Genomic DNA, 11,923 nt, shown 5'->3' on the forward strand with positions numbered 1-11,923 from the left:
TCACAGGCGATAAGCATAGCGCAGGATTATTATCCCTTAAAGGGGATAAATACCACCTTATACCCTGGGAGGGATAATAAGTATTTTATACTCTATAGCGGATAAATACACAATTATCCCTTATAAGGGATAACTACACCTCACGGATAAAAGAGGAACAGGATGAGCGCATTTACCCTTACCCATCAGCTAAATGACGACGACCGGGAAGAACTGCTGGCAGGATTAGGCGCTTATAACCGGCAGTTTATCCGCCGTGAGAACTGGGGCCCGCTGTCGGTTTCTCACCGGGATACCGCGGGCGTATTAATCGCCGCACGCAAAGGCAACTGGCTTTGCATCGATTATCTCTGGGTGGATGAAACGCTGCGTGGCAGTGGTCTGGGTGGCGCACTGCTGGAAGCCGCAGAACAGGAGGCGGGCAAACTGGGTTGTCTGAAATGATTTAAACACCATGCAGTGAATGTGACAGGGTCACAGGCTGGTATAAGCGCGATAGACACACCACCCCGTTGAGAAACGGGCTGGTACCATCGATCGGACAGCCGATGGTCATTCAGATCAGGATGCTGAACCCGCACGTTTTTCTTCGTCCGTCAGATAGCGGACCTTGCGGGTATAATCCTGACCGTGAAACAGCAGCGGCTGATCCGGGTTTTCCAGATACTTCTGCCATTCGCTTAACGGGAAGCCACCGTGCGCACCGATCACGTCTTTTGGGATAACCGATGGCGTGCCGCCAATCTTTTTAGATACCGGCCAGTTAGTCCAGTCACCCAGGTTAACAGTCTGATAGTCCAGGATATCCAGTGCTGCCGCCAGTGGGGGCTGATCTGTAGGAGGCTGATCATCCGGCAACGTCGTCCAGGTGTCATTGAACAGGTCAATCCACAGCGGGCATAGCCTCTGCCATGTGAGGCAGGTCGCCGCCAGGAACGCGCTGTTAACATGCTGCTCCAGCCCAGGACGCACGCTGTTAGCGTAGTACGCCGGTACATACGGATAACCCTGCTTTTCAAACTTCGCCCCCATACGTCCGTTACGGAAGCATGAATAGAGGCTGAATTTCTCCAGCCGGTAGTTCGGCATTTTCAGCAGGTTCAGGTCTGAGTCAATCATCAGTACGCCAGTCGAGTCCGGGCTGGCTGACAAGGGAGCCTGCATTTTTAAAAGGCGGCTTTTGTAGATCTGCGCATAGCGATGTTCAGGGTTCGGGATCTGAATATCCAGCGTCACTACCCGCGCCTTTTCCGGCAGACGGGTAAATGCGGCTGCAGGCTGATCGGTCACGATAACGATTTCGCGTAAGTCGGGTGCAAAGCGTGCCGCAAACGCGGCGCTGAGCATAGCTTCGTCTGTGAAATCAGCGCCTACAGTCGGGATAACCACGCTGGATATGTCATTGCGGCTATGGCTGCCCGCAACCTGCGCGTAAGGGATATTGTGCCGGGAGGTAATGCGGCGATAGTCCTTTGAGAACCGTTTTAAAAATTTCATTACAAGTCCGTTGTCATGGCGAAATGCCAGTGTTAAGACCATTTAACTTAATGGCTCATTAACTCTCAAGTTTTAACTGATCGTTTGTTTGTTGTTTAGCCAATGTGTGATTCAACTGGCCCTCAGTCGCCATTTCAGCAGGCCCGGCTGCTCAAACCCGATATAAAACGGCCGGTCGTGTGCCGGGTGCCCACCAGCGACTCGCGACGCTGCGGTAGCTCATCATCAGCCACAGCCGTTTTCGCGAAAAATCCATGACGCTCTCCTGCGGCCGGATGACGCAGCGCCAGCCCTGCACAGATACCCGCACGAGAACCCTCGCCTGCGGCTTTATGGATAAGGCGCGTTACCGCTTTGCGCGGCGTATCCCGGACGACCCCGGCATCAAAGGAGAATATCCCGCAGTCGTGCTGCTCCTCTTACAAGCTCTCCACCTTTGCCCAGCCAGTCGAGCAGTTCGCCCGCGATGCCATTGCCTGGCGGGTGAAAACAGAAGCGCAACCGGAAACCAAAACATGAACAGCGGCCTGCGCGGAGAATATATCCGGCCGATGGGCTCTGGCGGGTTTGGTGCGCGGCGGATCACTGCCCTTTTATTTTCTTCCGGTGCCTTTCACGTGCTGAAATAATGCCCGGACAGTTTTACGCTTCGCTTTTAATATCACCTCCCTCCCCTGAAAAATAATCGGACAGTGCGGCACACATCACCGATTTCCTGTCTACGCTTTATCTGCATTATTAAACTCATCTGGTTTTATCTGCTCAATGAATCAGCAGTCAGATGTGACAAACATCACATTTGTGCCAGGCTTAATGTCTCAGATAAAAACGTCTCAGATAACTCTGTTCAAGGAGCATACAATGGCTACAACGACTAACAAGACGCTCGATCTGGATCACTTTCCTAAGCCTCCGTTTGAGGATCAGCCACAACAGGCACCCGGTCTTGCCAGCAAAATGATCCCGGTTCCCGACCACGGTGAAACCAGCTATCGCGGCACTGGCCGCCTGACCGGCCGCAAGGCGCTGATCACCGGCGGTGACTCCGGTATTGGCCGCGCAGTGGCAATTGCTTATGCCCGCGAAGGCGCGGATGTGGTTATTAACTATCTGCCGGAAGAACAGCCCGATGCCGATGAGGTGATTAAATTAATCGAAGCGGAAGGCCGTAAAGTTTTCGCTATTCCCGGCGACATTCGTTCTGAAGAATTCTGTCAGCAACTGGTTAAAGAAGCCGCTGATAAATTAGGCGGACTGGATATTCTGGTAAATAACGCCGGTCGTCAGCAATTTAATGAGTCCATTCGTACCCTGAGTACGGAAGATTTCGACGCGACATTTAAAACCAACGTGTATGCGATGTTCTGGATCACCAAAGCGGCGCTGGAATATCTGCCACGCGGTGCATCTGTTATTAATACCTCGTCAGTACAGGCATTTAAACCCAGCGATATTCTGCTCGACTATGCACAGACCAAAGCCTGCATCGTTGCCTTTACTAAATCACTGGCTAAACAGCTGGGTGGTGACGGAATCCGCGTCAATGCCGTCGCCCCAGGTCCATACTGGACGCCGCTGCAGTCAAGCGGCGGACAGCCAATGGAAAAAGTGAAGCAGTTTGGTGCCGATTCGCCAATGGGCCGCCCGGGCCAGCCGGTTGAGATCGCCCCGCTTTACGTAACCCTGGCGTCAACCGAAAGCAGCTACGCCTCTGGTCAGGTCTGGTGCTCTGATGGCGGCACCGGTACGCTGTAACGTTTCTTTAATGGCCGCCTGACGCGGCCATTTTTATGTCCCGCGTTTACCGCACAGAAAACCCCTCGTTACCGTGAAGGGAGGAAGCAGACCATGGAAAACCCGATCTTTCATTCGCCGGTCAGAGAAGATGGCTTTGCGGGTCTGGGTGATTATGCCGCTATTGGTGAGGGCCGTTCGGTCGCACTGATTGCGCCGGATGGATCTATTGACTGGTGGTGCGCGCCGAATCTTGACGCGAAACCGCTGTTTGATCGTTTACTGGATGCCGGACTCGGTGGCTACTTTCAGATCGCCCCGCGCATGCCTTATCAGGTTTCTCGTCGCTACCGTGACAACAGCAACGTGCTGGAGACCCGTTTTGAAACGGAGAGCGGCATTGTGCTGCTGACTGAATCGATCAACAGCACGCTGGCGGGCCGCCTGCCCTGGTGTGAACTGGCGCGCCGCATTGAAGGCGTCAGCGGTGAAGTGGAACTCGCCATTACCCTGCGCTTCGGCACCGCTGCCGAAACCCGGTCGCCCTGGGTCGCTGACAATGAGAAAGGCCGGGTGTTTCACATCGCGGAGATCATGGCGATGTTCCGCACCAGTGAAGATATTCAGATAACAGAACTGGATGACGAGCAGGTCTGCGCCACGCTGGGCACCACAGCCGGTTCCCGATCGCTTTGCGCACTGCTGGTGACCGAGAAAGAGCCGCTGGCGGTGCCGCCGCTGGAGGCTATCGATCAGCGAATTGAAACCAGTCACACCGGCTGGACCAGCTGGGTAGAGAGCCTGACTTATGCTGGCAGCTACCCGGCGCTGGTGAAGCGCTCTGCCCTGTCGCTGAAATTTCTCTGGTACTCCCCGACCGGCGCACTGGCCGCTGCCGCGACGACATCTTTACCGGAGGGGATCGGCGGCGAGAAAAATTATGATTACCGCTACGCCTGGGTACGTGATGCCTGCCTGATCATTAAAGCGTTCGTCTACATTGGCGCGCTGGAAGATTGTAAAGCCGCTTTTTCCTGGCTGTCGCAGACCATTATGCGCCACGGCGTCAGGCTGCGCGCCTGCTATGCCCTGAACGGTGATGAAGTCCCCGCCGAACGTTATCCGCCACTGAGCGGGTATAAGCATTCTCAGCCGGTGCGGGTCGGCAACAATGCCCGTGACCAGCTGCAGCTCAGCATGTATGGCGACATGCTGGTTACCGCGCAGCGATTTATTGAGGCGGGACACGTGCTGGATATCACGACCTCGCGCATGCTGGGCGAACTGGCGAACTGCTGTGCCGACCACTGGCGGCAGAAAGATTGCGGCATCTGGGAACTGCCGGAGCTGCAGCATTATACCCAGTCCAAAATGGCCTGCTGGATGGCGCTGGACCGGGCGGTAGCTCTGGCCGAAAGCCAGCATATAGAACCGACGTGGCTGGGGCGCTGGCAGCGCGAGCGTGACCGCATCCGCGACTGGATTGAGTCACACTGCTGGTCAGAACAGAAACAGGCTTATCTCTTCTACGCGGGCAGTGACGAGCGTCTCGACGCCTCGCTGGCGCTGGTTCACAACTATGGCACCACAGTGAATCCGCAGCGGATGCGCTCAACTTACCGTGTCATTCAGCAGGAGCTGGGCGACGGCAGCGCCATGCTTTACCGCTACAGCGGCGTCAGAGAGGAAGAGAGTACCTTTCTCGCCTGCGCTTTCTGGCTGGTGGAAGCCTGGGCCGGACTGGGTGAGACAGGCCGGGCAGAACAGGCGATGCAGGAGATTCTGACGACGCTGGACGGTCAGGGTAACGTCGATATCTTCAATGAGATGTTTGATGTCCGCAGTCAGAGCTGGCGTGGCAATATGCCGCAGGGGCTGAGCCATCTGGCGCTCATCTGCGCGGCGCAGGCGTTATCAGAATCGCAGGCGTCAGCGTGATGCATTTTTGGGCGACCGCGCGTCCTGGTGCAGCCGGACAGGCGGGTGGCCAAAAACGGATCCCCCCCATAACGGATGATGCCAGCTGCCGCCGGATGACGGGTTTCTCAGGGTATGCCGTCTGACGGACAACCTGCCCGGCACAGGGCCGTTGTCCGGGCTGGCAGGCCAGTCAGCATCCCTTCCAGACTCCAGAGGCGTTATTCAGGCACCCCCTGCTGCAACGCCTGCAGAATCTGCCACGCTGCCCTGATGCGGAGCGGATTGGGGTAGTTTTTGTTCGCGAGAATCACGATGCCGCTGTTCTGCTCAGGAATGAAGGCAATATAGGCACCAAACCCATTGGTGGCACCGGTTTTGTGTACCCAGCTGGCGCTCTGCGACGGCCCGACCGGATTCACCTGCGTCGCCGGACGCGGCTTCAGCGCAACACCGTTATCGGCGTCGCTGGCGATCGTCCCGGCAGCAACCGGCCAGTCGTAGATCTCCCAGCCCAGCCCCTGATAGAAACTGCCGACGCTGAAATAGCGCGACTGCGCGGTGCGGATAGCATTACGCAGCACCGCATTGCCCGCCGATAAGCGGTTAGGATCAACGTTCGCCTGCATAAAGGTGAGCATGTCTCGCGCTGTAGATTTAATGCCGTAAGCTTCCGCGTCTAACATGCCGGGCGAAACCCGCACCGGCTGACCATTTTTGTAGCCCCACGCATAACTGAGCATCATTGAGGGCGGCACGGTGATGTAGGTACGCGTCAGGCGTAACGGCTGAAACACATTCCGCGCCATCGCCTGCTCATAATCGCCCTTTACCATCAGCGCGCCAAACAGACCGATACTGGCATTTGAGTACTGGCGCTGCGTACCCGGCGCTGCCTCGGGCTGCCATTCCTGATAGAAACGCAGCAGCGACGCCTGGTCAGTGACCGTTTCCGGCAGCTGCAAAGGCAGGCCGCCTGCGGTATAGGTCGCCAGATGCAGCATACGCACCGGACGCCACTGCTCACCGGTCAGCTGTGGCCAGTATTTCTGCACCTGATCGTTAAGGCGTATTTCGCCGTTGCGGATCATGACCCCGGCCAGGGTGCCGGTAAAGGTTTTACTCACCGAGCCCAGCTCAAACAGCGTGTTTTCCGTGACCCGGCGGCCTGACGCCAGATCGGCCACCCCGAAATTCACAAACTGCGCCCGGCCTTTGTAAAGCACCGCCACCGACATGCCAGGGATCGCCTGCTGCTCCATCAGCGGTTCAATCGCGGCTTTAACCAAAGACGTTACCTGCTGTGAAGAGAGATCGGCGGCAACACAGCTGGCAGAAAGAGACAATAAAGCAAGGTAAAACAGGGACTTTTTCATTGGCAACTAAGGGTTTTCACTGAATCGAATTATTTACACTGGCTGGAACAGGCCTGCACGCACATCTGCGCTTTTGAACTGCAGGCACCGCTGTCCCGGGTATTGCAGTGGGACTGTTCTACGTAGCAGTTGGTCTGACAGGTGGAGAGATCGCAGCGTTCAGCGACGGGCGTCAGCCGGGCAAGCGGCGCACGGGCCGGAAAAAGCGGTGCAGGCTGAGCGAAAGCGCTGCTGGCCAGTAATCCGGACAGCAGCAGAGTAAGGATAATTTTCATAACATTTCTCCTGAGGAACGCAGCACTAAGTATGGTCAGTCTGGCGTGCGCCGTCAGAGAAATCTAATCAAATTGAGACAACGGGGGGCTGTTGAGTGACATTTATCACGCCACGGCTGTAAATCTCGTTGAGCCGGGCAATGTAACGCTGAGTGTCATGCTGCTCCCTGATTCGCAGTATGGCCGCTTCCCCTTTCTCCTGCAGTATTTCGGGACGTTCGATAATGGCGAGCAGCGTCGCTTTCAGCCCATCCACCAGCGACCGGCGCAGCTGCAATTTTTGCTCAGGTGACGTAATTGCGTATTCGCGATCGGCGTTCAGCGGACTTTCGATGACCCAGCCCGCATTGTCAGGATTGATCTCCGGCAGCGCACGCACGTTGCTGGTGATCACCGGACAGCCGTTAGCCTGCATTTCCAGCACGGAGAAACCGTAAGTCTCCTGCCAGGTCGGTAACAGCCCGGCATCGCTCTGGCGGAACAGCTGCATCAGCGCGCTGTTTTCCATCTGTGAATGATGCGTTATGCAGCGATAGCGCTTGATGCGGTTCTCAATGTCGCGACAGAAAGCGTCATCATCCTGGAACTGGCGGTGAGCAACGTTGCGACGTTTGGTGAGGTCGCCAATAAGCTGCAGGTTCAGCTGCGACTCATCCACGCTGTGCTCTTCAATAAGCTCACTGATTGCCAGCACGACTTCCGCCCCGCCTTTGCGGTAAAACTCGTTACCGGCAAAGATAAGCTTCAGGACGCCTGGCTGACGCGGCGCTTTTTGCTGAACAAACAGCTTTTGTGGCGGATGCAGCACCACGGTTTTGCGGCGGATTTGCTGCGCAACATCCGGTTTAAACAGTTTCATCTGAATGTTCAGCGTGGCATCCGAGATGGCAATCAGCCCCAGGCAGTTATCTTTTAACAGCCAGGGGATCAGGCGTTTCAGCTCAGGGTTATCCTGCTTGGCGACACCCGCCACCGGCAGCACACGCGGCAGCTCCGTCTCAAAAGACGCGACCCACTTCTGCTGCGTGACCGCAACTTCATTGAACAGATGCAGGATGTCAGCCCGGGATGCGCCTGAAAAAGGCACAGGCTGAAAAACAAAGGTTTTATTCTTTTTTAGCAATCGGGTGCGTAACGGATTAATAAAATAGAACAGATTGCTCTTTTTCAGATTGATATATTCGTTATCCGGGTTAACCAGGATGTTACGTTGCTCCGGATACTGATTGTTCGTGATTCCAATTTTCATGATCGTCTTCCAGAGTCCTTTATGTCCAGAGTGATCTATATCACGCGATTGCTGCTGATTCGCTTGAGCAATATCCTAAAAGCCTTTTCTGGCGCGGCTTACACAGTTTTCCTAATGATTGCTCCCGGTGATTAAACGGTCACAGTTGTGTCTTTTTATGAATGTATGTTTTTTATTAACAGGTGTGTTTAATTGTGTCAGGCTAAACCCTTGTTGAATAAAGCAAGAATTATCCGGGCAATATTCACGCCAGTTGTTATGCGTTTGTTTAAATATTTATGAGGAATATTATCAAAGCGAAACGGCTAATTAGTTTATAACTTTTAAAGTAATAAACAGGATGATCGGGATAAAAGCATGGCGATTCTGACGGGCTGATGTTTGTCGCTGAAACCAGGCGCGATTATGAAAATCGCTGAAACAAAAGGTACAGCATATTCACAGCTGCACCCTTTTAGCCCCCCATTCTGCCTCATTAAAGTGCATTGCGCGAAAAAGCACACGCAGGATGCACGCCATCACAGTGCCGTTAACCTGTTATTTTTGCTGGAAATAATACGCAATCACACCGTTACCGCCGGTCTGGTACAAAAGTTGCAGGATGTTGTCCATGCAGACAGGAGAGCATTATGAAAGCAATCGTAATTGGTGGCGGTATTGGCGGAATGAGCAGCGCCATTGCGCTGGAGAAAGCGGGATTTGACGTCGAGGTCTTTGAGGCCGTACAGGAGATGAAGCCCGTCGGCGCGGCGATTTCCATCTGGCCCAATGGCGTTAAATGTCTGAATGCGCTGGGAATGAAAACTGCGCTGCGTGAGCTGGGCGGAAATATGGCGTATATGGCCTATCACGACGGCGCAACCGGCGTGCCCCTGACCCGCTTCAGCATGGCCCCGCTGGTGGAGCAGGTCGGCGAATATCCCTGTCCGGTGGCACGCGCAGAACTGCAGGCGATGCTGATCGATACCTTCGGCCGTGAACGGGTGCAGTTTGGCAAGCGGGTGATCCAGGTCGAACAGACTGAAAATGGCGTTATCGCCACCTTCTCTGACAACAGCCAGGCGCACGGCGATTTTCTGATTGCCGCCGATGGTACGCATTCGGTAGTCCGCGACTATGTGCTGGAGCAGAAGCTGGAGCGACGCTATGCCGGTTACGTTAACTGGAATGGTCTGGTCACCATCGATGAACGCATTGCGCCCGCCGATCAGTGGACCACTTTTGTGGGTGACGGCAAGCGTGTTTCATTGATGCCGGTCAGCGGCAATCGGTTCTACTTCTTCTTTGATGTGCCGCTGCCGAAGGGATTGCCGCAGGATCGCAGCACCGTGAAAGCAGACCTGACCGGCTATTTCCAGGGCTGGGCGGAACCGGTGCAGCAACTGATTGCGGCCATTAATCCCGACACCACTAACCGGGTTGAGATCCACGACATCGAACCGTTCAGCCGCTTTGTTAAAGGACGCGTTGCGCTGCTTGGCGATGCCGCCCACAGTACCACCCCCGATATCGGTCAGGGCGGCTGTGCAGCAATGGAAGATGCCGTGGTGCTGGCCACGACGCTGGCTTCGCATTCGCTGGGTATAGAAGATGCCCTGCTGCGTTATCAGGCACGACGGGTTGAACGGGTAAAAGACCTGGTGCTGAAAGCGCGCAAGCGCTGTGATGTGACCCATGCGCGTGACCCGGCGGTCACAGCAGAATGGTATCAGTCGCTGAAAAGCGAAACCGGTGAGCGGGTGCTGGCCGGCATGTGCGAAACCATAGAAGGCGGCCCGCTGGGTTAAAAAAATCAGGGCTGTCAGCGTGACAGCTCTGCCCGTTATTACTCTGCCAGACCGCGATTTTTCAGCATCGGCTCAAGCTGAGGGGCTGCGCCCCGCCAGCTTTCATACAGCGCTTTGAGATCGCTGCTGTTTCCCCGCGACAGAATCTTCTGCCGGAAGATCTCGCCGTTCTCACGCGTCAGTCCGCCCTGTTCCGCAAACCACTGATAGCCATCGTCGGCCAGCATCTGCGTCCAGATGTAGGCGTAATACCCCGCCGCATAGCCACCCCCCCAGATGTGCTGGAAATAGCTGGAGCGGTAGCGCGGCGGCACTGCCACAAGCGCCATATTGTCACTTTGTAATGCCTGCTGTTCGAACCCGTCCACGCTTTGCGGCGCAGCGTCACGGTTTATGCTGTGCCAGTGCAGATCCAGCAGCGCGGCAGCCAGCAGCTCGCTCATCTCATAGCCTTTGTTGAACGTCGCGGCCCGAACGATCTTTTCATGCAGTTCAGCGGGCATCGGTGCCTGAGTCTGATAGTGACGGGCGTAATGGCGGAACACCGAAGGCTCGCTGGCCCAGTGCTCATTGATTTGCGACGGAAATTCGACGAAATCGCGCGGGGTTTCTGTTCCCGACAGGCTCGGATAGCGCTGGCTGGCAAACAGGCCATGCAGCGTGTGGCCGAACTCATGAAACAGCGTTATCACGTCGTCCCAGCTCAGCAGCGCCGGTTCACCCGCTGGCGGCTTGGTGTAGTTACAGACGTTGTAGATCACCGGTTTGCTGTCCAGCAGCGTTGACTGGTTGACGAAGTTACTCATCCACGCCCCGCCGCCTTTGCTGTCGCGCTTAAAGAAGTCGGTGTAGAACAGCGCCAGCGGCGTCTCGTCAGCATCAAAAATCTCGTAGACCTGAACGTCAGGATGGTAAACCGGCAGATCCTGTCGCGGGGTAAAGCGGATGCCATAAAGCTGCGTTGCGGCCCAGAACACCCCATTCTGCAGCACCGAGTTCAGTTCAAAGTAGGGCTTGATCTGGCTCTCATCAAGATCGTAGCGGGCACGCCGCACCTGCTCCGCATAAAAACGCCAGTCCCAGGCCTGCAGGGTAAAATCGCCCTGCTGCTGATCGATCGTCTGCTGAATGGCCGCCGCTTCACGCTCCGCACGCGCACGCGCGGCCGGGACGATGTTGCGCATAAATGCCAGCGCCGCCGTGGGGGTTTTAGCCATCTGATCCTGCAGCTTCCATTCGGCATAGCTGGTGAATCCCAGCAGCCGCGCCTGCTCCGCCCTGACCTGCGCCAGCCGTAGCACCAGCTCGCGGGTGTCGTTCTCATCGCCTTTTTCCGTGCGCGTCACGCCCGCCTTAAACAGCGCTTCACGGGTGGCACGATTGGCAAGGCTCTGCAGCGCCGGTTGCTGCGTGGTGTTCTGCAGTACCAGCAGCCAGCTTTTTTCCAGTCCGCGTGCCTGCGCTTCTGCCTGGGCCACCGCCAGATCGGCGGGTGACAGTCCTGCCAGCTGGTGCAGATCGCTGACGACCAGCCCGCCCGCCTGAGTCGCGGCCAGCAGTTTGTTGGTAAAACGGGTACTGAGGCGCGCCGCTTCCTGATTCAGGGCTTTAAGCTGCTGTTTCTGCGCCTCCGGCAGATTAGCGCCAGCCAGCTGGAAGCGCTGCCAGATCACCTCAACCAGCCGTTTTGATTCAGCATCCAGTTTTGCGCGTTGCAGATAAACCGCATCAAGCCGTGAAAACAGCGGGCGGTTCAGCATAATGTCGTCGTTAAGCGCCGTGAGCTGTGGCGCAATCTCCTCATCCACCTGTTGCAGATACGGGCTGGTGTGGGCCGAGGTCATGGCGCTGAAGACCAGGTTTACCCGGCTGAGGAGCTGTCCGCTCTTCTCCAGCGCCTCAAAGGTGTTAAGAAAGGTGGGCGCTTCGCTGTTCAGGGCGATCGCTTCCACTTCCTGGCGCTTCTCGCTGATGCCCGCCTGCAGCGCGGGCATGAAATCCTCCTCCTCAATCTGATCAAAGGGAGGCGCCTGATAAGGCAGTGTGCTGACGCTAAAGAAGGGATTCTGACGGGCGTTCATGGTTCGC

At 56.0% G+C, this 11,923-nt stretch carries 10 protein-coding genes and 1 pseudogene; 6 read left to right on the forward strand and 5 right to left on the reverse strand.

The genetic code is table 11. The features are described from left to right. The first annotated feature begins 162 nt into the window (after positions 1–162). The gene (locus tag N5J69_RS01290; protein WP_279767575.1) at positions 163–444 is read left to right on the forward strand and encodes a GNAT family N-acetyltransferase; all 282 of its coding nucleotides are present in this window, start codon (positions 163–165) and stop codon (positions 442–444) included. Between the two features lie 117 nt (positions 445–561). Here the strand turns inward: N5J69_RS01290 and N5J69_RS01295 are convergent, their stop codons facing one another. Further along, on the reverse strand, positions 562–1,497 hold the full coding sequence (locus N5J69_RS01295; protein ID WP_279767577.1) for a hypothetical protein: 936 nt from the start codon (positions 1,495–1,497) through the stop codon (positions 562–564). 317 nt (positions 1,498–1,814) lie between these two features. Here N5J69_RS01295 and N5J69_RS01300 point away from each other — a divergent pair. The 3 genes and pseudogenes from N5J69_RS01300 to N5J69_RS01310 form a co-directional block, all read left to right on the forward strand. Further along, positions 1,815–2,062, forward strand: a pseudogene (locus N5J69_RS01300) (LacI family transcriptional regulator); the annotation flags it as partial. A gap of 296 nt (positions 2,063–2,358) precedes the next feature. Continuing rightward, complete coding sequence (locus N5J69_RS01305) at positions 2,359–3,252, forward strand: SDR family oxidoreductase (RefSeq protein WP_279767579.1); 894 nt, start codon at positions 2,359–2,361, stop codon at positions 3,250–3,252. Positions 3,253–3,345: 93 nt separating this feature from the next. Then, positions 3,346–5,169 (forward strand): glycoside hydrolase family 15 protein, encoded by a 1,824-nt coding sequence (locus N5J69_RS01310; RefSeq protein WP_279767581.1) that lies wholly within the window; start codon positions 3,346–3,348, stop codon positions 5,167–5,169. Positions 5,170–5,369: 200 nt separating this feature from the next. Here N5J69_RS01310 and ampC read toward each other — a convergent pair whose 3' ends face one another. The 3 genes from ampC to N5J69_RS01325 form a co-directional block, all read right to left on the reverse strand. Beyond that, a complete protein-coding gene (gene ampC, locus N5J69_RS01315) occupies positions 5,370–6,524 on the reverse strand; it encodes a class C beta-lactamase (RefSeq protein WP_279767587.1) in 1,155 nt (384 codons plus the stop codon). Between the two features lie 29 nt (positions 6,525–6,553). Beyond that, complete coding sequence (locus N5J69_RS01320) at positions 6,554–6,799, reverse strand: hypothetical protein (RefSeq protein ID WP_279767588.1); 246 nt, start codon at positions 6,797–6,799, stop codon at positions 6,554–6,556. Between the two features lie 67 nt (positions 6,800–6,866). Continuing rightward, a complete protein-coding gene (locus N5J69_RS01325; RefSeq protein ID WP_279767591.1) occupies positions 6,867–8,048 on the reverse strand; it encodes a glycosyltransferase family 4 protein in 1,182 nt (393 codons plus the stop codon). A gap of 405 nt (positions 8,049–8,453) precedes the next feature. Here N5J69_RS01325 and N5J69_RS01330 point away from each other — a divergent pair, with 405 nt between their 5' ends. After that, a complete protein-coding gene (locus tag N5J69_RS01330) occupies positions 8,454–8,681 on the forward strand; it encodes a hypothetical protein (RefSeq protein WP_279767592.1) in 228 nt (75 codons plus the stop codon). Continuing rightward, positions 8,678–9,835, forward strand: coding sequence for an FAD-dependent urate hydroxylase HpxO (hpxO, locus tag N5J69_RS01335; RefSeq protein ID WP_279767594.1), 1,158 nt, complete (start codon positions 8,678–8,680; stop codon positions 9,833–9,835). Before N5J69_RS01330 ends, hpxO begins: the two co-directional genes overlap by 4 nt. Before the next feature lie 38 nt (positions 9,836–9,873). Here hpxO and dcp read toward each other — a convergent pair whose 3' ends face one another. Continuing rightward, on the reverse strand, positions 9,874–11,916 hold the full coding sequence (gene dcp, locus N5J69_RS01340) for a peptidyl-dipeptidase Dcp (protein WP_279767597.1): 2,043 nt from the start codon (positions 11,914–11,916) through the stop codon (positions 9,874–9,876). Positions 11,917–11,923 lie beyond the last annotated feature (7 nt).

Origin of the sequence: Pantoea sp. GD03673, from assembly GCF_029844725.1 — a bacterium.
Classification (GTDB): Bacteria; Pseudomonadota; Gammaproteobacteria; order Enterobacterales; family Enterobacteriaceae; genus Pantoea.

What these genes read in the sequence shown, in the direction of transcription:
- N5J69_RS01295 (WP_279767577.1), bottom strand. Translation starts at nt 1,497, where the DNA reads ATGAAATTTTTAAAACGGTTCTCAAAGGACTATCGCCGCATTACCTCC.
- N5J69_RS01320 (WP_279767588.1), bottom strand. Translation starts at nt 6,799, where the DNA reads ATGAAAATTATCCTTACTCTGCTGCTGTCCGGATTACTGGCCAGCAGC.
- N5J69_RS01290 (WP_279767575.1), top strand. Translation starts at nt 163, where the DNA reads ATGAGCGCATTTACCCTTACCCATCAGCTAAATGACGACGACCGGGAA.
- N5J69_RS01325 (WP_279767591.1), bottom strand. Translation starts at nt 8,048, where the DNA reads ATGAAAATTGGAATCACGAACAATCAGTATCCGGAGCAACGTAACATC.
- N5J69_RS01310 (WP_279767581.1), top strand. Translation starts at nt 3,346, where the DNA reads ATGGAAAACCCGATCTTTCATTCGCCGGTCAGAGAAGATGGCTTTGCG.
- N5J69_RS01330 (WP_279767592.1), top strand. Translation starts at nt 8,454, where the DNA reads ATGAAAATCGCTGAAACAAAAGGTACAGCATATTCACAGCTGCACCCT.
- ampC (WP_279767587.1), bottom strand. Translation starts at nt 6,524, where the DNA reads ATGAAAAAGTCCCTGTTTTACCTTGCTTTATTGTCTCTTTCTGCCAGC.
- hpxO (WP_279767594.1), top strand. Translation starts at nt 8,678, where the DNA reads ATGAAAGCAATCGTAATTGGTGGCGGTATTGGCGGAATGAGCAGCGCC.
- dcp (WP_279767597.1), bottom strand. Translation starts at nt 11,916, where the DNA reads ATGAACGCCCGTCAGAATCCCTTCTTTAGCGTCAGCACACTGCCTTAT.
- N5J69_RS01305 (WP_279767579.1), top strand. Translation starts at nt 2,359, where the DNA reads ATGGCTACAACGACTAACAAGACGCTCGATCTGGATCACTTTCCTAAG.